This window comes from Galbibacter sp. PAP.153 (assembly GCF_037029175.1).
Lineage (GTDB): Bacteria > Bacteroidota > Bacteroidia > Flavobacteriales > Flavobacteriaceae > Galbibacter > Galbibacter pacificus.
In genome coordinates this window covers 68,484-90,970 of the sequence record NZ_JAZEUN010000016.1, presented here as the reverse complement: position 1 = coordinate 90,970, position 22,487 = coordinate 68,484, and the positions used below count along the sequence as shown (strand labels likewise).

Below are 22,487 nucleotides of genomic sequence, written 5' to 3'. Positions count from 1 at the left end.
AAAAGATGCTGAAAAAAATTCAGCAAAAAATTAACATGTCGTTGCTTCTTTTCCTTAAAAAGAAAAGAAGATTGGTTTAGCATCCAAATGGTAAAGGCAATCGAGAAACCGTGACCACTTTATCATTGCTAAATAAACAAAACCCATTGTATGGGCAACGGAACGTAAACTATTACAAAAATGGCAAATAACATAGAAGTTAAAGATTTACTGGAAGCAGGTGTACACTTTGGTCACCTTACCAGAAAATGGAATCCAAACATGGCTCCTTACATTTACATGGAGCGTAACGGGATCCACGTTATCAATTTATACAAAACTGCTGCTAAAATCGAAGAGGCAAACGAAGCCCTTAAAAAAATAGCAGCATCCGGTAGAAAAATACTATTTGTAGCTACCAAGAAACAAGCAAAAGATATCGTTGCAGACAAAGCAGGCGCAGTAAACATGCCTTACATTACCGAAAGATGGCCGGGCGGTATGCTTACCAACTTTGTAACTATTCGTAAAGCCGTTAAGAAAATGGCGTCTATCGACCGAATGAAAAAAGACGGTACTTTTGACACGCTTTCCAAAAAAGAAAAACTACAGGTAGATCGTTTAAGAGCCAAGCTTGAGAAAAACTTAGGTTCTATTGCAGACATGACCCGCTTACCCGGAGCATTGTTTATTGTAGATACCATGCGCGAGCACATCGCCGTGAAAGAAGCACAAAAATTAAACATTCCAATCTTTGCGATGGTAGATACAAACTCAGACCCAAGAGAGGTTGAGTACGTAATCCCATCAAACGACGATGCTTCAAAATCCATAGAAAAAGTACTTTCTCACGTTACAGGTGCTATTGCCGATGGCCTTTCGGAAAGAAAAGCCGACAAAGCCGCTGAAAAGCAAGCTGAAGAAGAGGAAGATAAAAAAGCAGAACAAGAGGCTAAAGAAAAAAAAGCTAAAGCCTTAGAAGCTGAAGAAAACGAATAAATAATAATTTCATAAAGTCGTTATCCTTTTATCTTCTTTACTTTTGTACGGAAAATAAAGGTTAACGACTTTACTAATTAAAACTGATAAATAAAATGGCAAAAATTACAGCCGCTGAAGTTAATAAGCTAAGAAAAGCTACCGGTGCCGGCATGATGGATTGTAAAAATGCATTGGTTGAAGCTGAAGGCGATTTTGATACAGCAGTAGAAATACTTCGTAAAAAAGGACAAAAGGTTGCAGCAAAAAGAGCCGACAGGGAGTCTACCGAAGGTGCTGTTATCGCAAAAGTAAACGATGCCAGCTCAAAAGGCGTAATCGTTTCCTTAAACTGTGAAACCGATTTTGTTGCTAAAAACGACTCTTTTGTAACCCTTGCAAACGACCTTGCCGAATTGGCCTTAAACTACAATTCTAAAGAAGAACTTTTGGATGCAGATTACAAAGGAATCAAAGTTTCCGATAAATTAATCGAGCAAACAGGAGTTATCGGCGAAAAAATAGAAATCGGCGATTTTAGAACATTAAAAGCTCCATTTGTAGGATCTTACATCCACGCAGGCAATAAAATTGCCACTTTAGTTGGTCTTTCTGCCAATGTAGAAGGTGCAGATATTGCCGCCAAGGATGTTGCTATGCAGGCTGCTGCCATGAACCCGGTGGCCTTAGACGAGTCTGGCGTAGACCAAGAAGTAATCGATAAAGAAATCGAGATTGCCAAAGACACCTTAAGAGCCGAAGGAAAACCAGAAGCTATGCTGGATAACATCGCTAAAGGTAAATTAAAGCGTTTCTTTAAAGACAACACTTTGGTAAACCAAGATTTTATTAAAGACAGCAAACAAAGCGTTGCCGGTTACGTTAAGTCTATTAACGGCGACCTTACCGTTACAGCTTTTGAAAGAGTTGCTTTAGGATAAGCAAACACAATATATATTAAAGACCACTTTCGGATTTATTTTCGGAAGTGGTTTTTTGCATTAAAATTCCCGCTTCGCTACTTAATAATTTTGCTTATTTTTGCTTCGGAAATTATTCAAATAATCCTTCAACAAAAAAATATGCAGTACAAAAGAATACTTCTAAAACTAAGCGGAGAAGCCCTTATGGGAGAACGCCAATATGGGATCGACCCAAAAAGGCTTAAGGAATATGCCGAAGAAATAAAATCGGTAACCGACAAAGGTGTAGAAGTAGCAATTGTTATTGGAGGCGGAAATATTTTTAGAGGCGTGGCCGGGGCCAGCAATGGCATGGACAGGGTTCAAGGCGACCATATGGGAATGCTGGCAACCGTTATCAACGGCCTTGCCCTTCAATCGGCTTTAGAAGACGAAGGCATAGAAACAAGGCTTCAGTCGGCCATAAAAATCAATGAAGTTGCAGAACCCTTTATAAGAAGAAGAGCAGTAAGGCATTTAGAGAAAGGCCGTGTTGTTATTTTTGGAGGAGGCACCGGAAACCCTTATTTTACAACAGATTCGGCAGCCGTGTTGCGTGCCATAGAAATAGATGCCAATGTAATTTTAAAAGGCACCCGTGTAGATGGCATTTATACTTCTGACCCAGAAAAAAACAAAGACGCCACCAAGTTCGACGATATCACCTTTAAGGATGTGCTCAACAAAGGGCTCAAGGTAATGGACACAACAGCTTTTACCTTAAGCCAGGAAAACGAGTTGCCTATTGTTGTATTTGACATGAACAAACCAGGGAACCTGTTAAAAGTTGTATCGGGAGAAAAAATTGGCACAAAAGTGAATCTTTAATTAAATTGGCATACAATTAGCTAAACTGTTTTAAAAACTATAATAGTTATGAACGACGAGATTAAATTTATATTAGATACCTCCAAAGAAGCAATGGATGGTGCCTTAAAGCACCTTGAAAAAGAATTTGCAAACATACGTGCCGGTAAGGCCAGCCCGGCAATGGTTGCCAGTGTTATGGTAGATTATTACGGGGCTCCTACCCCACTTAGCCAGGTAGCAAACGTTAATACCCCGGACGGCAGGACAATTTCCATTCAACCATGGGAAAAGTCAATGTTACAGGAAATAGAAAAGGGCATTATGGTTGCCAATCTAGGCTTTAACCCTATGAACAACGGGGAAATGGTAATAATAAATGTGCCGCCATTAACCGAAGAACGAAGAAAGGAACTGGTAAAACAGGCCAAAGCAGAAGCAGAAGATGCAAAAGTATCGGTAAGAAATGCAAGACAAGACGGCAATAAAGACATAAAAAAGTTGGATGCATCAGAAGATTTAAAAGCCAATGCCGAAGTTGACATGCAAGAACTCACCGATATATACATCAAAAAAGTAGACGATACCTTAGCTGTCAAAGAAAAAGAAATCATGACCGTTTAACGTGCTTCGTTAAACTTTCACTAAATTTTTTAAGCGGCTAAAACTAGTCGCTTTTATTTTTTGTAACATTACATACATTTTTAAGCAACAACTTTATTTGTAAGATGAAATATCTAGCGGTCCTTATTTTTATATTTTCGGCAAAAATATGTGTTGCCCAAAAGGTAATAATTACCGGAAACGTGAAAGACAGCGAAACACATGTACCCCTATCTTTTGCAACCATAACTACAGAAGATGGAGACAATACCATTACCGACCGCAACGGCGATTTTTCATTAAACGCAAACAATGGCCTTTCCAGCATAGAAATAAGCTATATTGGATACCAGTCAAAAATAATTGCTGTCGACAACCAAGAACACCTCAATATTTTACTCGATAAAAGTATCGAAGCGTTAAACGAGGTGGTATTGGAGCAGCATAACTTTGCCCAAACAATTATTAAAAATGCAATAGCAAAGAAAAAAAACAACAATCCCGATGACGCCCTAAACACATATAGCTTTAACAGTTACAGCAAACTTATCATTACAGCAAATCCCGACTCCATAAATGGTGCCATCGATTCCATTTTTAAGGTTAAAAGAAAGGGCTTAAAGTTTAAAAAGGTAGATTCTACCAGTTACGAGCTAAAAAAACAATTACGTAAATCGCATCTGTACATTACTGAGAAAGTTTCAAATTTTGCTTATTCCAAGGAAAAAGAAAAACGAGAAACTATTCTAGGAACAAAAATGGCAGGCTTTAAAAAGCCCATTTACGAAATTCTCACCTTAGAGATGCAATCGTTTTCTTTTTACAAAGACAGATATAAGGTCTTTGGTACCGAATTTATTAGCCCCCTTGGCAGTAAAGCGCTTTCAACCTATAATTACATGTTGATAGACACCATAGCCGAGCAAAATAGAAAAGGGTATATGGTACATTATTTTCCCAAAAAAAATAAAGAGCAAATAGCTCTGGAAGGGGTACTTTATATTGATACAAAAAGTTTTGCCGTACAAAAAATAATTTCCCAACTAAATGCCACCATTGACGTACAAGCCGTTCAAGATTACAAATACTTCCCCGAAAACGACATTTGGTTTCCAACCAGCAATAAATTAATAGTTGGAAAAGGGCAAAACGACAATGTAGTTACATTATTTGGAAAACTTAGAATTGCAACAAGCAGCAAAATGGAAGATTCAACTTTTGTTGGAACAAATCCTGACGATATTACAAAACACATTTATCTTACTTCTGAAATAAACAATTTTGATATTGCCTTAAACAAACCCGTTACCATAGAACGCCGTGGTACCGCCATAGAATTGCTGGATGCCGCACCAAAAAGGGATGAAGAGTTTTGGAACCAATACCGCAAGGCTCCCATTACACAAAAAGAAGAAGAAACCTATAAAGCCGTGGACAGCCTTGTGGATGCCAGAAATTTTGAAAAAAAGATTTCATTCATAAGAAAAGTAATGGTAGGTTATGTAAGCACAAAATATATCGATTTTGATTATAAATCCCTTTTAAAGTTTAACAGGTACGAAGGTTTTAGAATTGGCATGAGCGCCGTTACCAACAATACCTTCTCCAGAAAATACAAGCTTCATGCGTACGGGGCCTATGGAACAAAGGACAAGGATTTTAAATACGGTTTTGGGGCAGAAAGCAGACTCGATAAATATGACGACACCCGTATTGGAATTAACTACAAAGATGATCTGGTAGAAACGGGAAGCCTAACTTTTATTACCGACGGAAGGGCTTTTTATCTTTTCGAACCCAGGTTGTTCAACTTAAGCCAGTTTCAAAAAGTAAAAGATATAAGCACATATCTTACCCATGATTTCACGCCAAAATTAAGCTCAAAATTCCAGTTATCGCATCAGGACGTAAAACCAACTTACGATTATACCTACACAAACGACGGCAAGACATACACCACATACCAATCAAGTTTTATAACAGCTTCGTTTCAATGGAATCCCTTTAATAAGTACATGCAAACAAACGAGGGAAAAGTTATTATAGACAATAAATATCCTCAGTTTACCATTCAGGCATCGCAAGCACTTAGAAATATTTTTGACAGCGATTTAAGTTTCTCCAAAATAGCATTAAGGGTAAGACATGAAATACAGCCACTTAACAAAGGCAAAACAACGTTTCTTTTTATAGGCGGTATAAGTTTTGGCGATTTGCCCATTACGGAATTGTACAATGCATCTCCCAACCAGCCCGATGGGGAAAAAATAATGAACAGGTTTTCGGTGGCCGGAAGGGATAGCTTTGAAACCATGTATTTCAATGAATTTTTTTCTGACAGGTATGCCATTTTGCAGGCCAAACATTTTTTTAAACGCTTTAACATTACTCAAAAATTTAGGCCAGAGCTCGTTTTAATTTCACGGTTTGCAATTGGAAACGTATCAGAAAAACAACAGCATGAGGGAATCGAGTTTAGCTCTCTGGAAAATGGATATCTAGAAAGCGGACTGGAAATAAACAAAATACTCAAAGGCTTCGGACTTAATTTTATGTACCGGTATGGAGCATATCATTTACCTAATTTTGAGGACAATGTCTCCTTTAAGTTTACGTACTATTTTAGTTTAGGATTCTAGGCACATTCGCATAGGTTTTCTACCTTTGCACGGAAATTTATTTAAATGAAAAACAAGATCGGCAAAGGCTTTTGGAAGAAGACCGCTAGAATCATTCTACGCAATCGCATATTAATTCTAATAATGCTGCTTGGAGTTACGGTTTTTCTTGCCATGCAATGGAAAAATATGCGTTTTACCTTTACCGAGGCCAATTTATTACCCGATCATCACCCCATTAATATTGAATACAATAAGTTCCTTAAAACGTTTGGCGAAGAAGGCAACCTTATTGTTGTTGCTATTAAGGATACTAATTTATTTACCCCCAACAATTTTAATGCCTGGAACAAACTTAGTAAACAGCTACAGGCAAAACCAGAGGTAAACCTTGTGGTATCTACCGATAATTTGCAAAAAATTGTCAAAAATGAAGCAACGCACAAGTTTGAGCTTACCCCCCTTATTAAAGGTAAATTAAAAACAAAAGCAGAAGTAGATAGCATTAAAGACGAAATATTTTTAAAGCTTCCCTTTTACCAAAGTTTATTATACAACAAAGATACCCACACCATTAGAAGCGCCATTTATCTTGACAAGGAAATTGTTAATACCAGCGTAAGAAAAGATTTTGTTTTAAACGACTTTATTCCAGTTATAAACGATTTTGAAGCAAAAACAGGGCTCGATATAAGGGTTTCCGGAATGCCCTATATACGAACATTAAATTCTCAAAGCATTATTGACGAAATAAGCATGTTTATTGGAGCAGCCCTTGGCGTAACTTCGTTGATATTCTTTTTCTTCTTTAGGTCGTTCAGGGCAACATTTATTTCAATGATCGTTGTTATTATTGGTGTTATGTGGGCTTTCGGCATTCTTGGTTTGCTTCATTACGAAATAACCGTACTAACAGCATTAATTCCACCGTTGATTATTGTAATTGGTATCCCCAATTGTATTTTTCTTATCAATAAATATCAACAGGAAGTACAAAAACACGGCAATCAGGCAAAATCATTGCAACGCGTTATATCAAATGTCGGAAATGCCACTTTAATGACCAACATAACAACCGCGGCAGGTTTTGCAACTTTTATAATTACAGAAAGTAAACTATTAAAAGAATTTGGTATTGTTGCCTCCATAAACATTTTTGCAATTTTTGTACTGTCTTTATTAATAATCCCAATTATATACAGTTTCATGCCTTTGCCAAAAACAAAGCACCTTAAACATTTAAATAAAAAATGGATCGGGACATTTGTTGGCTGGATGGAGAATACGGTAAGAAACCACAGAATAGCGGTTTTTATAGTTGCCTTATTTGCCATGATTGGAAGTATTATAGGAATTTACCAAATAAGGATATCGGGAAGCCTCATAGAAGACATGCCCAAAAGTGCCGCCTTTTTTGATGATATCCGTTTTTTTGAAAAAGAATTTGATGGGATATTGCCAGTTGAAATTATGGTTGACACCAAAAGAAAAAACGGTGTAATGAAGCTTTCGACCCTTCGCAGAATGGAAGAACTTGAAGAGCTAATTAAAGAAATTCCAGAGCTCTCCGACCCCATTTCAATTACAAACCTGGTTAAATACTCCAAACAGGCATATTACAATGGGAACCCTAATTATTATCAACTGCCGAACAATCAAGAAAATACCTTTATCCTTTCCTATGCCAAAGGGTCTGCAAATAATTCTGATTTACTTAAAAGTTTTGTAGATTCTACCGGTCAAATAGCGCGCATAACCACTTTCATGAAAGATATAGGCACTGATAAAATGGAAGGGATCGAAAGCGACTTATGGAAAAAGATAAATAAAGAACTCCCGCCCGACCGTTACAATGTAACCCTAACGGGGAAAGCCTTGGTTTTTATGAAAGGAACCAAATATTTGGTGAAAAACCTGGTCATGTCCCTAGCATTGGCCATATTTTTAATATCACTGTTTATGGCATATATGTTCCGGTCTTTTAAAATGATTGTAGTCTCATTGATTCCAAATATTCTTCCACTTATTATTACTGCTGGAATGATGGGCTTTTTAGGCATCCCCATTAAACCTTCCACAATTTTAGTTTTCAGCGTGGCTTTCGGGATTTCTGTTGACGACACCATACATTTTCTTGCAAAATACAGACAAGAACTTACCAAAAATCATTGGCACATACGTAAATCCGTATACAACTCTCTAAGAGAAACCGGTGTAAGCATGTTTTATACTTCCATTGTTTTGTTCTTTGGCTTCTCCGTGTTCATGCTCAGTAGCTTTGGTGGCACCAAAGCATTGGGGGGCTTGGTATCTTTTACCTTATTAATTGCAATGCTCTCTAATTTAATTTTGTTGCCGGCACTTTTATTGGCTCTAGAACGTAATATTGCCAATAAAAAAGTATTGAAAAAGCCAAATATAGATGTCCTTCCAAAAAGTGGGAAAGAACAGGAAAACCTATAAAAAGGATTCATCGGGAATTTTTTAAAACCTACGAAAATTAAACATTGCTTAAACTAGGCCTCCTCTATATTATAGCTATTGGCCATAAGAAGCCTGCATGTATTATTTTTTGAAATAAAAATCTTGGAAATAAAAAAGTCTGCCGAAAAACAAGTTTTTCAGACAGACTTTAAGGTTCCCCCAAACCTACATTTTTAAATATTTTTAGTGCCTATTTAGGCGACGTTGCTATTTCTCTTACAAATATAAGCTATATTTTCTATATAATCACGGGTGTTTTTCCCCTTTTTATTATCTAAAAAAAACTTAATATTTTTTCTTATATGTTAAATGTACGGATTTTTATTTATCCTTACGTAATTTCTCACATTAAATTTATGATTTTTTTAAGTAAAACAAAAGCATCTTCTTATAATTTCATTTAAAGATCATCGACTAGTTATAAAAGTAGCTTTAAAATTTTATCTTTGTGCCCTCAATTATTGAAGTTACCCATAATGAAATCAAATAGTATAAAAGAACTGCTAACCGGAGAAAAACTCCTTCAAGAAGTTAAAGTAAAAGGATGGATACGTACCTTTAGGAGCAATCGGTTTATTGCTTTAAACGATGGCTCTACAATTAACAATATACAATGTGTAGTCGATTTTGAAAACACGCCTGAAAATGTTTTAAAGCAAATCAACACAGGAGCTGCGGTTACCATTAGCGGGACTTTGGTAGAAAGCCAGGGAAAAGGCCAGAATGTAGAAATACAAGTTCAGGACATTGAAATATTGGGGATTGCCAACCCTGAAGAATATCACATTCAGCCTAAAAAACATTCGTTGGAGTTTTTAAGAGAGAAAGCACATTTGCGTGTTCGCACCAGTACTTTTAGTGCTGTTATGCGTGTACGTTCGGCTTTATCGTTTGCCGTACACCAATATTTTCAGCAAAATGGTTTTTATTATGTAAATACACCTATAATTACCGGATCGGATGCCGAAGGTGCCGGAGAGATGTTCAGGGTAACTACCTTGGACGCAAAAAAACCTCCCCTAAATGAAGAAAACGAAATTGATTACAAAGAAGATTTCTTTGGCAAAGAAACCAATTTAACCGTTTCGGGGCAACTTGAAGGCGAAGCCTATGCCATGGGTCTTGGAAAAATATATACTTTTGGACCAACTTTTAGGGCCGAAAACTCAAACACTTCAAGGCACTTGGCAGAATTTTGGATGATCGAACCCGAAGTAGCTTTTCTGGACCTCGACGGAAACATGGATCTTGCCGAAGACTTTATAAAGTATGTAGTGGGGTATGCCCTGGATAATTGCAAGGACGACCTTGAGTTTTTAGAACAAAGATTGTTGCAGGAAGAAAAAACAAAGCCACAAGCCGAAAGAAGCGAAATGAAACTCACGGACAAGCTTCGCTTTGTTTTAGAAAACAACTTTAAACGGGTAAGTTACACCGAGGCCATTGAAATATTAAAGAACTCAAAACCCAATAAAAAGAAAAAATTCAGTTACACAATTGAAGAATGGGGCGCCGACCTACAAAGTGAACACGAACGCTATTTGGTAGAAAAACACTTTAAAGCCCCAGTGATATTGTTTGATTATCCTGCCAAAATTAAAGCTTTCTATATGCGTCTTAACGATGACGGAAAAACCGTAAGGGCCATGGATATACTTTTCCCAGGAATTGGAGAAATTGTTGGCGGGGCACAAAGGGAAGAACGTTACGAGGTGCTCAAAGAAAAAATAAAGGCAATGGGCATAGACGAAAAAGAACTTTGGTGGTACCTTGATTTAAGAAAATTCGGGACTGCAACTCATAGTGGTTTTGGTCTTGGATTTGAACGTTTGGTGCTCTTTACAACCGGAATGACCAACATTCGTGACGTAATTCCGTTCCCGAGAACACCCCAAAATGCCGAATTTTAGAATATATTAACACTATATAGTAATAAAACTAGCCCATGAACACCTATTCATAAGGCTAGTTTTTTTATTTTTATATAAAGGTTACAAGAGCATATGCTTAAACAGCAATTACAATTTAAATTATCACAAAAGTTATCGCCGCAACAGATTCAGTTAATGAAATTGATTCAGTTGCCAACACAGGCATTTGAGCAACGCTTAAAACAAGAGCTTGAAGAAAACCCTGCGCTCGAAAGCGGAAAGGAAGAAAGCGACTTTAACAATGATGACATTGACAATTCGATGGAAGAAGATTACGACAGTGATTCTATTAATGCTGAAGATATTAATGTTGATGAATACTTAAGTGATGACGAAATCCCCGAATACCGTTTACAATCCAATAATTACAGCAGCGATGATGAAGAGAAAACCGTTCCTTATGCAGCAGGCACATCTTTCCATCAATACCTACTGAACCAGTTAAATACATTCAGGTTAAACGACAACGAACGGGATATTGCAGAATTTTTAGTGGGAAGCGTAGACGAAAGCGGCTACATCCGCAGGGATATTTCGGATATTGTAGACGACCTTGCCTTTACCCAAAATGTTTTTACAGACGAAAGCCAAGTAGAAAAAGTACTTGAACTTGTCCAGCAGCTCGACCCATCCGGGGTTTGTGCCCGAAATTTGCAAGAATGCCTCCTTATTCAACTGCAAAGTAAAGACCCTACCCCAAGTATAGAACTTGCCATTGATATTTTGGACCGCTCTTTTGAACAGTTTACTAAAAAACATTATACAAAACTGATCCAGAAGCACGGAATTACCGAAGAAGAATTAAGGGATGCCATCCACGAAATAGAACGCCTGAACCCAAAACCGGGCGGTTCTTATTCAGGGAATAACCGGATCGTAGAGCATGTTGTTCCCGATTTCACCATAAAAATTACAGATGGCGAACTGGAACTTTCCCTAAACGGACGAAATGCCCCGGATTTACATGTGTCCAGGGAGTACAACAATATGCTAAAGGGCTATAAGGACAGTAAAAACAAGTCCAAATCGCAAAAAGATGCCGTTATGTTTATTAAACAAAAACTGGATGCCGCCAAATGGTTTATAGAAGCCATAAAACAACGTCAGGAAACATTGTTTGTAACCATGAACTGCATAATGCACTATCAGGAAGAATATTTTTTAACCGGTGACGAACGTAAGTTGAAACCAATGATATTAAAAGATATTGCCGATACCATTGGCATGGACGTATCTACCGTATCCAGGGTTGCCAACAGCAAATATGTTGATACCCCGTATGGCACAAAACTGATAAAAGAATTTTTTTCGGAATCCATGAAGAACGAAGAAGGAGAAGACGTATCTACCCGCGAGATAAAGAAAATCCTGGAAACCGTAATAACCGAAGAAGAAAAAAGAAAACCCTTAACCGACGATAAGCTTGCCTCCATTTTAAAAGAAAAAGGATATCCTATTGCCCGAAGAACTGTAGCAAAGTACAGAGAGCAATTAAACATCCCGGTAGCACGTCTAAGAAAAGAAATTTAATGCGTGTATTTTCAAAATTAATCAGTTATATCTTCAACCCTGTCTTTATCCCATTGGCGGGAACGCTGTTGTATTTTTTAATTTCCCCAAAGTACAATTCCCCAGAAGCAAAAAAACTGATCCTTTTGGCAATTTTTATCATTACGGTTATTATCCCCTTTATATTTTTCTTACTGCTGAAAAACCTGGGCTGGGTAACCAATAGCAAAATGACGAATACCAAGGAGCGTAAAATACCATTGTATATTTGTATTATCCTTATTTATATAACCTTAATCAAAATAACCCCGGCTTCTTATTCCACCGAACTGTATTACTATTTTGTTGGTATTCTGGGCGCACTTATAAGCTGCCTAATAATGGTTTATTTTAATTTTAAGGCCAGTATGCATATGATGGGGATTAGTGGCTTGACGACTTTTGTATTGGGACTCTCCTTTCATTACGAGATTAATATAACCTTTGGCCTTGCTTTGTTAATTCTTAGTATTGGAAGTGTTGCCACTGCCAGGCTTTATTTAAAGTCGCATAACACCAGTGAAGTAATAGCAGGAGTTTTTATAGGTACACTGCCCCAATTTATATTATTTAACTATTGGTTATAGAATATAAAAAATAAGTCCCGCCTTAAGTGTTCTGGGTGCTATTGGCTCTCCACCTACCGTATAGACGTTATCTTCGAAAATACTGGTTAAATCGTATTGAGCATAAAAATTCCAAGTATTGTAGCCAAAACTTAGGTAAATCCCATATTGAAGGTCCCTGATATCCTTGTTTGAAAAAACAATACGTTCATCGCTCGTCACAAACTTGGAGCGCCCGGTAAACAAATAAGATAATTTAAACCCAGCATAGACCCGCCAAAATCGATAATCTTCGGCTTTTGAAGACCGCCAACGGAATTCTATAGGGAATTCAACAAAATTCATGGAAAGTTTGTTCCTGTTGTAATCTATGGTGTCTGGAACTTCTTGGTAAGCTATGGTTCCGTTTGCATTTTTTGTAGCCATTAAATCGCTGTAAATAGCGTTAAAAGACAATCCGGCCCCAAGACCAAAGCCTATATTTCTGCGTCTATTAATGGGAAAATCTTTTATAAATCCACCAATAATACCATAAGAGAAACTGTTTTGGCTAATATCGTGTGGCGTGCTTACCAAAATATTATAATTGATGCCAAAATAAAATTGATCTTCAAAATATTTCTCATCGGCTTCAACCACGACCAATGAATCTTGTTGAGCAGTTATGGAACTGCAAACAAGCATTAACAAAAAAAAGACATACCGTTTTAACAATTTTATATTTCTTTTAATGATTGGCAAGATAATAATAGATTAAAATTACTGAAATAAAACGTTATTTATAGGATAAATAAAAAACGCTTTCCATAAAAGAAAGCGTTTTTTAAATATAAGTTTAACTGAAATGTATTTTATTTCAAGTTTTGAAAAGCATTACCATTTCTGGTTGTATAGTTAATTTTAAGTGCATTGACTTTTCTTAACTCTTGCTTTATATCAGACACGAGCCCCATATTGGTTTCGTTGTCCACCTTCAAGGCAGTGGTAAGTACATTTTGTAACTCCTCACGTTTTGAAGCCCTTTCTGCCAGTACATAGTTGGCTACCTCAGAAACATCTGCAAATTTATCGTTTAATTGAATTTTTGCAGCAGTTCCATATTTGTCTTGGTAACGCGGACTAGGTTTTCCGGCATAGATGTAAATCACCCTATCTTTTTTATCAAGCTTTTGAACTTGATCGGCATAAGGCAATTCATTTTTAATCATTAGGGAACTATCTTTCATTGTGGTTACCGTCATGAAAAAGAACAATAACATGAAAACGATATCCGGCAATGATGCGGTTGATACCGCAGGTAAATCCCCTTTCTTTTTCTTTGTGAATTTTGCCATAATAACTTTTACTAAATTTAATTAGTTATTTTTTGGTTCTGCCTCAGATAATTTTTGAGGGTACATCTCTTGTATACGCTCGATTTTAGGCTTCAAATCATCTTTTACATTATCTGGTGTTTTAGGGTCCAGATATGTATTGTTCATTTCTGTGAAGTCTCTATTATACAATCGTTGCGCTTCTCTGTTTCTTAGTTCGTTATATGCAGCTACCAATTCGTTCTGTACTGCTATATAAGTTCCATACTCTGTCAATCTATCGTTCTGCAAGGAGATAATAGCTTTATTTGGGTGATCGGAAGATTCAGGATTTTTTGATCCTTGGCAATAATCGCAAGGTTCTCCTTTTTCTCCAGTACCGGCCCCGTTATCTAAAAACTCCTTAGCAGCCTCCCTAAGATTTTTAAGCTCCATTACTTCATCTTCTACAAGTAGTTGGTTGTTTTTATTAACAACAACCGTAAAGATGTTCTTTTGCTTAATAATTGGAGGGTTTTCAGGCGGCTCTATTGGTGGCAATTTACGGTCTAGCCCTGCATCTGTTTCTATGGTTGTTGTTACCAAGAAAAAGATTAGGAGTAGGAAAGCGATGTCTGCCATTGAACCTGCATTAACCTCAGGTGGTGCTCCTCTTCTTGCCATACTATATCTTTTTTATTTATTGTTTCTTAAATCCGCCTATAATCATTGCAAGAATAGCCAATACCGTTAATACATAAAACGATATTAAACCAGCTCCAACGGTTTTCACGGTCCCTTCGGTTACTTGAATGCCCCTGTCGGCCATTTTTTGAAGGTCGACGTCGGTTCCAGTGGCCAAAAAGTAACTTACAATCAATACCAAGGCAAATACTGCAAGTGAAATTAAAGATTTCTTTAATTTGTCAGTATCAGAAGCCAATCCTACAATTGAGAACAGTAATGTGATTACAGCTGCAATTATAGTAAGGCCAATACCCAAGTTCAACATTACGTCAATATAACTTCCGTTATCATCTGACCGTGCTATTAGAACCCAAAGCACTAATCCGATAACGCCAAGTATTATTGCTATTATTTTAGCTATTTTATACATATCTAATTAATTCTAAATTTAGTGCTTATTATTTTTTGTGGTCTACCAACATATCTACCAAGATGATAGAAGCATCTTCCATGCTGTTTACAATACTATCGATTTTTGCGATAATATAGTTATAGAAAATTTGAAGTATAATAGCCACGATAAGACCAAATACCGTTGTTAATAACGCTACCTGAATATCACCTGCAATCAATGAAGCGTCTAACCCACCGGCAGCACTAATTTTTTCGAATGCCTGAATCATCCCGATTACCGTACCCATGAATCCTAACATTGGAGCAACCGCAATAAATAAAGACAACCAAGAAACGTTTTTCTCTAACTGACCCATTTGCACACCACCATAAGCCACAACAGCTTTTTCGGCAGCATCAACACCTTCGTCAACTCTGTCCAATCCTTGATAATAAATTGATGCAATAGGACCTCTTGTATTTCTACAAACTTCTTTTGCAGCTTCTACTCCACCAGATGCCAAAGCATCTTCTACTTGTTGAGTAAGCTTTTTAGTATTTGTGGTAGCCATGTTCAAGAATATAATTCTTTCAATTGCTACTGCAAGTCCTAATATTAAACATAATAGTACAATACCCATAAAGCCAGCACCCCCTTGGATGAATTTTTCCTTAAGGACTTGTTGAAAACCTTTTGAGCTTTCTTCGGCAGGCGCTGCTGCGTCTGTTTCGTCTTGTACAAATGCCGTAGCAGCATCATCGATAGCAACAATTTCTGAAATCTGATCAGATACAGCAGGAGTTAATTCCTTAGCGTTGGCAGTTGTTGCATTAAAAGCCAATAATCCAGCAATTGCTAGAATAGAGAATAATCTTTTCATTTCTTCTAAACTTAAATTTGTTCGTTAATAGGGTTAAAGATAAAAAAAAAATGTTACTAAACATTAAAACTACAGCAGAGAGGAAGGGATTCGAACCCTCGATACGCTTTTGACGTATACACACTTTCCAGGCGTGCGCCTTCGACCACTCGGCCACCTCTCTGTATTTTCAATAGCTTTAGGACGCCAAATAACGAATTTTTTTTTAGTTGTTAAAATTTATGTAGTTAATTTTAGTCCATTTCGCCTCTCAAAGACGTTTCATATATGGTTTTGAACACTTTACGTTGAATTTTATTACCAAGTAAATGCATTAATTTTGTTAGAGCGGCTTCTGTAGTTATGTCTTTTCCGCTAATTACACCTACTTTTTTTAGGTGAGAACTCGTTTCGTAACGCCCCATAATGACACTTCCGCCCGAACATTGTGTAACATTTACAATTATTTTCCCCGAATCTATTGCCCGTTTTATTAAATTATCAAACCATTTTTCGGTCGGGGCATTTCCAGCTCCATAAGTTTCCAATATAATGGCTTTTGTACCTGGATTCATCAAAAGACATTGCAGTACCTCTTCTGTAATTCCCGGGAACAATTTAATTAATGCAATATTGACATCCATTTTTTTATGTGCCTTGAATTTTCGGCGTGTGGGCTTCAACAAATATTCATGGTTCACTTTTAAATGTACTCCACTTTCTGCCAATGGAGGGTAATTTAGCGACGTAAATGCCTGAAAGTGCTCTGCGTTTATTTTGGTAGTTCTATTGGCGCGGTACAATTTATACTCAAAGTACAGGCCTACTTCTTGAATTACGGGTTTTCCGTTTTTTTTAAGTGCCGCTATTTCTATAGACGTAATTAAGTTTTCCTTTGCATCGGTTCTTAAATGGCCTATGGGAAGTTGAGACCCCGTAAATATAACGGGCTTGGCAAGATTTTCGAGCATGAAGCTCAAGGCAGATGCAGTATAGCTCATGGTATCGCTGCCATGCAATACGACAAAGCCATCGTAGGCTTCGTAATTTTGTTCAATAATTTCTACGATCTGAACCCAAAAAGCCGGGTTCATGTTTGACGAGTCCATGGGCTCTTCAAAAGAAATGGTATTGATGCTACAGTCTAATTGTGAAAGCTCCGGAATGCGCTTCAGCAGTTCGTCGAAATTAAAGGCATGCAACGCGCCGGTTTCAAAATCCTTGACCATCCCAATGGTCCCCCCTGTATAAATAAGCAGTATGTTAGATTTGTTCTTCGTCATAATTTAAGCAATTGGTAACCGGCGTGGCATACATTTTTAAAAAATTATGCAACGCCACTTTGTTGTTTGCCTCTACACGCCGTTTGATACGCCGCTCGAATTGCCGTTTTTCTTTAATTGTATATTTCTTTTTAAATGTGTGGGTGTTGTGCAGCATATCATACGCCAAGTAATTGGAAGGCCACAGTTTATAATTTTTATGAATTGCTTTATCCAGTAAATCTGCCAGCATTTGGAGCTGCCCATTGGCCTGTTCTCCACTATTTTTTATGATGTCCAATTCGTTTGAAATAACTTTTCCTGCCGAAACATGAATTCTTTTCTTTTTTCCGGTAGCTCCTTTTAATATGCTGTTAAAATCCTCGTTGCTCGATTTTACATATTCAATATCATGGTGTTTTGCCATTAATTCGGGCATTTTCAATACATCGGTAGGGTCGAATTCGTATGAAATGGAAATCGGGACTATTTTTAGCTTTTTAAAATAATCCATCTGTTCGGCTTCATCATTTGCCAAAGCCAACATTTTTAGCACTCCTTGTTGTGTTTTATCGTTGCCGTCTTTTGTGCGCCCTTCTCTTTGTGCTATCCAAACGGAACGGTTTTCTTTCAGCAATAATTTTTGTATGTATTCTGAAACCAACTTGGAGGCACCGAGCATTTCCCTCGGCGGAAGATTACGCATTATTAAAAAACTCCTGTTAAGCTTGGACAAGGCCATTAAAAAGGGCTTTTTCACCAAATTATCCCCAATAGCCGATGCCGTCATGACCAAATTATGGTCGTACAAGGCCACATTCAACAAAGAAGTATCTAATATAATGTCTCTATGATTGGAAATAAAAAGATAGGATTCGCCTGTCTGAAGCTTCTCAAAGCCGGAAGTTGTTAACCCTTCCGAACTTTTGTCCAACACCATCCTTACACTGTTGTAAATAATTTTGGTCTGGAAATCCCTGATTGAACGGCAACTTTTAACAATCGCTACAATTTCTTCCATGCTTTTTAGGGGAAAGGTAAATTGCAGCATTGCCATGATCATTGGGTGCTCCATATAATCAAGGAGCGCTTGGTTTACTTCCGAGTCGTGGTATGGCCGTATATGGTCTAGAGTTATCACGTATAATTAATAGTTAAATGGTAAAAACAGCTTATCCTAAATATAGTTCCAAAAATATTGGGGCTACATGCTTAAAAAGCATCGTTACACCCCAAACACTTCTTTAGAGTTCTCTGTGGTGATTCTTGCAATATCTTTTAATAGCAACCCATAAATAGCTGCTAATTTACCCGCTACTTCTGTTAGGTACAAACTTTCGTTACGCTTACCGCGGTATGGGGCTGGTGCCAAATAGGGGGCATCGGTTTCTAAAACAATGTTCGAAATGTCTATTTGTTCTAAAAACTTATCAATTTTCCCATTTTTAAATGTTGCCACGCCTCCAATTCCCAGCTTCATATTATACGAAATTGCTTTTTTAGCCTGCTCCAATGTTCCGGTAAAGCAGTGAAAGATCCCAAAAAGTCCTTCTCCTTTTTCGCTTTCCAGCACTTCAAAAACTTCATCAAAAGCATCACGGCAATGAATAACAATGGGCAGTTTGTATTTTTTTGCCAGTTTTATTTGATGCTTAAACGCCTGTTGCTGTTCCTTTAAATACGTTTTGTCCCAATAAAGGTCTACCCCTATTTCCCCGACCGCATAAAACTTTCTTTTGGCAAGCATTTCTTCCACATGGTTTAATTCTTCCTTAAAGTTATCCTTTACATGGGTTGGGTGCAAGCCCGTCATTAAAAAAACATTTTCGGGGTACTTTGCCTCCAATTGCAACATGGCTTGGGTATAAGTAGAATCTATGGCAGGAACAAAGAACCGTTTTATTTGGGCTTCCATGGCCCTTTTTATCATTTCGTCCCGGTCTTCGTTAAAAGCTTCGCTATATAAATGTGTATGTGTGTCTGTTAAAATCATACGGCAAAAATAATGGTTTAAACGGCTATCTTTGCATAAAACAGAAAGAGATCATGCAAAGCCTTAAAAAATTCCTTTCGGAAAAGGGATATACAAAAGCCCCGCTTACCTTAACAAAAACAAATCACTTTGAAGTCGTTGCCAGCATAAATGGCGTGACCGGAAGATTCATCCTCGACACGGGGGCTTCTAATACATGCATTGGATTTGATTGTATTGAGCATTTTAACCTTGAAACAGAAGATTCTGAAATAAAAGCCGCCGGAGCGGGCGCCACCAATATGCTTACCCAGGTTTCAAAGAAAAATACCATCAAAATAGGTTCATGGTCCAAAAAGAGGGTAAAAATTGTTTTATTCGACCTCACGCACGTAAATTCTGCTTTAACCATACACGATGCCCTGCCCGTTCATGGAATAATTGGTGCAGATGTTCTAAAAAAAGCAAAGGCAGTGATAGATTATAACAAGAAAAACTTATTTTTAAAGTGTTAAAAACCAACCACTTTGAAAATATTAAAATACCTCATTAAGTTAGCACTTATATGTTTTGCAATACCCGTTACCGCACAGGAAAATATTGCCGGGTTTTTAAAAATTGCAGACACCACCAAAAGCAATACCATAAAATTGCAATACTTGGACTCTGTTGTGTCTAAAATTGACAGGGATACCTACCCCGATAAATTTGTTGAATATTCCAAAGAATACATTGCCCTTGCCGAAGAAATGAAAGCCTACACGGAGTTAATAGATAAATCTGTTCAAGTATTTTATTATGTAAACAACATACAAAACAACAAAAACGAAGCGCTGTCCATTATCAATAAAGCCCAAGAATATGAGGGGCAAATAACAGATTCTTCTTTAATTGGCAGTATTTACCTAAAAAAAGGCGGTGCTTATTACGATGTGGATTTTAAAAAGGCCAAAGAAAACTACACCAAGGCCATTTCCAAATTTGGCATTCACGACTCTGTATATATTGCCGATTCTTACTTGTTCCGGGCGCAAGCAGAATCGTACCAAGGTGAATTCCTTGAAGCCATTAACGACTATAAAACCGCAGCTTCTTATTATGAAGCCTTAGGCGATTATGATTATGTGATACATGCTAAAAGTGGCATTGCCGTTGTTTATGGCATGAATAAGTTTTATGATAAGGCACAAACAATTGAAGATGAAGTAATAGCCTACGCAAAAAAACACAACAAAGGGAACGCAGCCGTTGCATCTTTGTATAATAAGGCCAGCCATTACCAAGAACTTGGAGACATAAAAAAACAAGAAGAAACCTTACTGGAGGCCGAAAAAGTAAATATCGAGATGAACAACAACGATCTTTACTGTGCCATTTTTATTGAAACTTCTCTTACCCGGATGTATGTAAAAGAAAATGAATATGAAAAAGCTTACCAACATTATGAGCGTATAGCCAGTAAGAAAAAAGACTTCGAGAATGAAGTGCAATTAGTCAACCATTATAAAAAAGCAACAGTTTCTATTCTAGAAAGCCAGAAAAAATACACAGAAGCAATTGCCCTTTTACAGGAAGTAATTATATATACCGAAGAGGGTAAAAACTATGACGATTTGGTAGTTTTAAAACAACAGTTATCTGGCTTATATGAAAAAGCAGGAAATACAAATGCATCCTACAATGCCTACAAAGAATACAATTTTCTTGAAGACTCTTTGTTCAATGTGCAAAAAACCAATGCGCTTACCTACTACCAAACACTTTATGAAACCGAAAAAAAGGAGAAACAAATTGTGGAAAAAAACGCTGCAATTACTTCTCTGGAAAAAGACAATCAGGCTAAAAAAAGACTGTTTGGCTTTTCCATTGCGGGCATTAGCCTTCTTTTTGTATGCGTTTTTCTTTATAGAAATAGACAGCACCATAAAAAATCCAAAGAACAGCAGGAAGATTTCAGCAGGCGTTTATTGCTTTCTCAAGAACAGGAACGCGAGCGTATTTCCAAAGACCTACACGATGGTGTTGGGCAAAGCTTGCTGCTTATAAAAAATAAGGTGGCCTTAAACGCCGACGAGAACACCAAGACCATGTTTAACAATGCCATAGAAGAAGTGCGGTCTATTTCCAGGGCCTTGCATCCTTTTCAACTGGAAAAGCTTGGTATAACAAAAGCCATAAAAAATACCGTGAAAGACATAGACGAAAATACCAATATTTTTATCACTTCGGATGTTGACGACATTTCCAATATACTTACACAAGAACAGGAGCTTCATTTGTATAGAATTATACAGGAAACCTTATCCAATATTGTAAAGCATTCCGGGACCGAAGCTGCCAAAGTCTCTGTATTAAAAAGACCAAAGAGCATCTTGGTAGTTATAAAAGATCATGGCAAAGGATTTGATTTTGCCGAAAAGTACAACGATTTTGAGTCTTTGGGCCTCAAGACCCTACGGGAACGCACCAAGTTTTTAAAAGGTACCATGAAGGTAGATTCAGAAAAAGGCAAAGGGACAACTTTTTCTTATGTAATTCCATTGGTATGATAAATCCTTCAATTATTATTGCCGACGACCATCCATTGCTGCTTAAAGGGCTGCATGATTTTCTTGTTGAAGGGAAGTTTAATGTTCTCGCAAGCGCGCAAGATGGAAACTCGGCATACAACCTTATTATTAAATACCAACCCGACATTGCTATTTTGGACATAGAAATGCCAAAAATGAGTGGCCTGGAAATTGCTTTGGCCTGTAGGAACAACAAAATAGGTACAAAAATAATTTTAATAACACTCCACAAAGAACCTCAACTTATTATCCAGGCTAAAGATTTAAATGTAAACGGATATATTTTAAAGGAATATGCCATTGAAGAAATAAAGATATGCCTCGAAAAAGTTATGCATGGCGAGCAATATTTCAGCCCTGCCATCATGGATCAAATAAATAAAGACAAGTTTGAAAACGAAGAAATATTGCAGGCAATAACTCCTTCCGAAAGAAAAATACTACGACTAATCGCTAAAGAAAAAACAAACAAAGAAATTGCCGAAATTCTTTTTATTTCCATTAGGACCGTAGAAAAGCACCGAAGCAATATTATTACCAAACTAGGGGTATCGCATAAAACAAATGCCTTGTTGCTTTGGGCAAAAGACCATCAGGATATACTTTTAAAATGATTTTTTTAATTGACACCTTCTTCCATCCACTATTCCCTATTTTGATGCATTCTCGAAAATTCACAAAATGGTTCAATTGTAAAATACGAGTTACTACGTATTCCCTATCTTGTAAATAGGGTATAATTTTACGCATCGTTAAACCAACCAAAACTAAAAGTAATGATGCCACTTTATTTCCAAAAAAAAATCCCTATTTTATTTTTTGCCGTAGCGCTTTTCTTAATAGTAGCTGCCTTGACACTTAATATTTACACCTTGTTTGTATTGTAAAAATGGGTTGTTACGGGTTAACCCTATAAAAAAAGGGGGAATTCCCTGTTGAAATGCGCCTAAAATTATCAGACTTTTACATCAACCA

The 22,487-nt window shown here is 37.1% G+C and carries 20 protein-coding genes and 1 tRNA gene; 12 read left to right on the top strand and 9 right to left on the bottom strand.

The features are described 5' to 3' along the window. The first annotated feature begins 180 nt into the window (after positions 1-180). The 9 genes from rpsB to UXI14_RS11790 all read left to right on the top strand — a co-directional run bounded on the left by rpsB (position 181) and on the right by UXI14_RS11790 (position 12,497). Entirely contained in the window at positions 181-978 is a 798-nt protein-coding gene (gene rpsB / locus UXI14_RS11830; protein WP_335966302.1) for a 30S ribosomal protein S2, read from the top strand. Positions 979-1,073: 95 nt separating this feature from the next. Continuing rightward, complete coding sequence (gene tsf / locus UXI14_RS11825; RefSeq protein ID WP_335966301.1) at positions 1,074-1,898, top strand: translation elongation factor Ts; 825 nt, start codon at positions 1,074-1,076, stop codon at positions 1,896-1,898. A 141-nt stretch (positions 1,899-2,039) separates the two neighbouring features. After that, positions 2,040-2,747 carry a UMP kinase gene (pyrH, locus tag UXI14_RS11820; protein WP_335966300.1) on the top strand — a complete coding sequence of 236 codons (708 nt, stop codon included), beginning with the start codon at positions 2,040-2,042 and terminating at the stop codon, positions 2,745-2,747. A 48-nt stretch (positions 2,748-2,795) separates the two neighbouring features. Further along, a complete protein-coding gene (gene frr / locus UXI14_RS11815) occupies positions 2,796-3,350 on the top strand; it encodes a ribosome recycling factor (protein WP_335966299.1) in 555 nt (184 codons plus the stop codon). A 104-nt stretch (positions 3,351-3,454) separates the two neighbouring features. Beyond that, complete coding sequence (locus UXI14_RS11810) at positions 3,455-5,968, top strand: DUF5686 family protein (RefSeq protein ID WP_335966298.1); 2,514 nt, start codon at positions 3,455-3,457, stop codon at positions 5,966-5,968. Positions 5,969-6,013: 45 nt separating this feature from the next. After that, positions 6,014-8,410, top strand: a complete 2,397-nt coding sequence (locus UXI14_RS11805; RefSeq protein ID WP_335966297.1) for an efflux RND transporter permease subunit — start codon at positions 6,014-6,016, stop codon at positions 8,408-8,410. Positions 8,411-8,907: 497 nt separating this feature from the next. After that, entirely contained in the window at positions 8,908-10,341 is a 1,434-nt protein-coding gene (gene asnS, locus UXI14_RS11800) for an asparagine--tRNA ligase (protein ID WP_335966296.1), read from the top strand. A gap of 93 nt (positions 10,342-10,434) precedes the next feature. Beyond that, positions 10,435-11,892: an RNA polymerase factor sigma-54 gene (gene rpoN, locus UXI14_RS11795; protein WP_335966295.1), complete on the top strand. Its 1,458-nt coding sequence runs from the start codon at positions 10,435-10,437 to the stop codon at positions 11,890-11,892. Further along, positions 11,892-12,497 (top strand): hypothetical protein, encoded by a 606-nt coding sequence (locus UXI14_RS11790; protein WP_335966294.1) that lies wholly within the window; start codon positions 11,892-11,894, stop codon positions 12,495-12,497. Before rpoN ends, UXI14_RS11790 begins: the two co-directional genes overlap by 1 nt. On the opposite strand, the gene UXI14_RS11785 is transcribed toward UXI14_RS11790, so the two are convergent. The 9 genes from UXI14_RS11785 to UXI14_RS11745 form a co-directional block, all read right to left on the bottom strand. Continuing rightward, positions 12,492-13,160, bottom strand: a complete 669-nt coding sequence (locus UXI14_RS11785) for a porin family protein (protein ID WP_335966315.1) — start codon at positions 13,158-13,160, stop codon at positions 12,492-12,494. The genes UXI14_RS11790 and UXI14_RS11785 overlap by 6 nt on opposite strands. Before the next feature lie 167 nt (positions 13,161-13,327). Next, entirely contained in the window at positions 13,328-13,810 is a 483-nt protein-coding gene (locus UXI14_RS11780) for a biopolymer transporter ExbD (RefSeq protein WP_277900312.1), read from the bottom strand. A gap of 21 nt (positions 13,811-13,831) precedes the next feature. Beyond that, complete coding sequence (locus UXI14_RS11775) at positions 13,832-14,452, bottom strand: biopolymer transporter ExbD (RefSeq protein WP_335966293.1); 621 nt, start codon at positions 14,450-14,452, stop codon at positions 13,832-13,834. Between the two features lie 16 nt (positions 14,453-14,468). Continuing rightward, the gene (locus UXI14_RS11770) at positions 14,469-14,885 is read right to left on the bottom strand and encodes a hypothetical protein (RefSeq protein WP_335966292.1); all 417 of its coding nucleotides are present in this window, start codon (positions 14,883-14,885) and stop codon (positions 14,469-14,471) included. 28 nt (positions 14,886-14,913) lie between these two features. Beyond that, complete coding sequence (locus UXI14_RS11765; RefSeq protein ID WP_335966291.1) at positions 14,914-15,729, bottom strand: MotA/TolQ/ExbB proton channel family protein; 816 nt, start codon at positions 15,727-15,729, stop codon at positions 14,914-14,916. 75 nt (positions 15,730-15,804) lie between these two features. Beyond that, a tRNA-Ser gene (locus UXI14_RS11760) sits at positions 15,805-15,892 on the bottom strand. Positions 15,893-15,962: 70 nt separating this feature from the next. Beyond that, positions 15,963-16,991, bottom strand: coding sequence for an asparaginase (locus UXI14_RS11755; RefSeq protein ID WP_335966290.1), 1,029 nt, complete (start codon positions 16,989-16,991; stop codon positions 15,963-15,965). After that, complete coding sequence (locus tag UXI14_RS11750) at positions 16,972-18,111, bottom strand: 1-acyl-sn-glycerol-3-phosphate acyltransferase (protein WP_335966289.1); 1,140 nt, start codon at positions 18,109-18,111, stop codon at positions 16,972-16,974. Before UXI14_RS11750 ends, UXI14_RS11755 begins: the two co-directional genes overlap by 20 nt. Positions 18,112-18,195: 84 nt before the next feature. Then, complete coding sequence (locus tag UXI14_RS11745; protein WP_335966288.1) at positions 18,196-18,963, bottom strand: TatD family hydrolase; 768 nt, start codon at positions 18,961-18,963, stop codon at positions 18,196-18,198. Positions 18,964-19,016: 53 nt separating this feature from the next. Between UXI14_RS11745 and UXI14_RS11740 the strand changes: the two genes are divergently transcribed. Genes UXI14_RS11740 through UXI14_RS11730 form a run of 3 tightly spaced genes read left to right on the top strand, consistent with a single transcriptional unit; the run spans position 19,017 to position 22,126 of the window. Then, positions 19,017-19,457: a retropepsin-like aspartic protease gene (locus UXI14_RS11740; protein ID WP_335966287.1), complete on the top strand. Its 441-nt coding sequence runs from the start codon at positions 19,017-19,019 to the stop codon at positions 19,455-19,457. Between the two features lie 12 nt (positions 19,458-19,469). Beyond that, positions 19,470-21,491, top strand: coding sequence for an ATP-binding protein (locus UXI14_RS11735; RefSeq protein ID WP_335966286.1), 2,022 nt, complete (start codon positions 19,470-19,472; stop codon positions 21,489-21,491). After that, entirely contained in the window at positions 21,488-22,126 is a 639-nt protein-coding gene (locus UXI14_RS11730; protein WP_335966285.1) for a response regulator transcription factor, read from the top strand. Before UXI14_RS11735 ends, UXI14_RS11730 begins: the two co-directional genes overlap by 4 nt. The last annotated feature ends 361 nt before the right edge of the window (positions 22,127-22,487 follow it).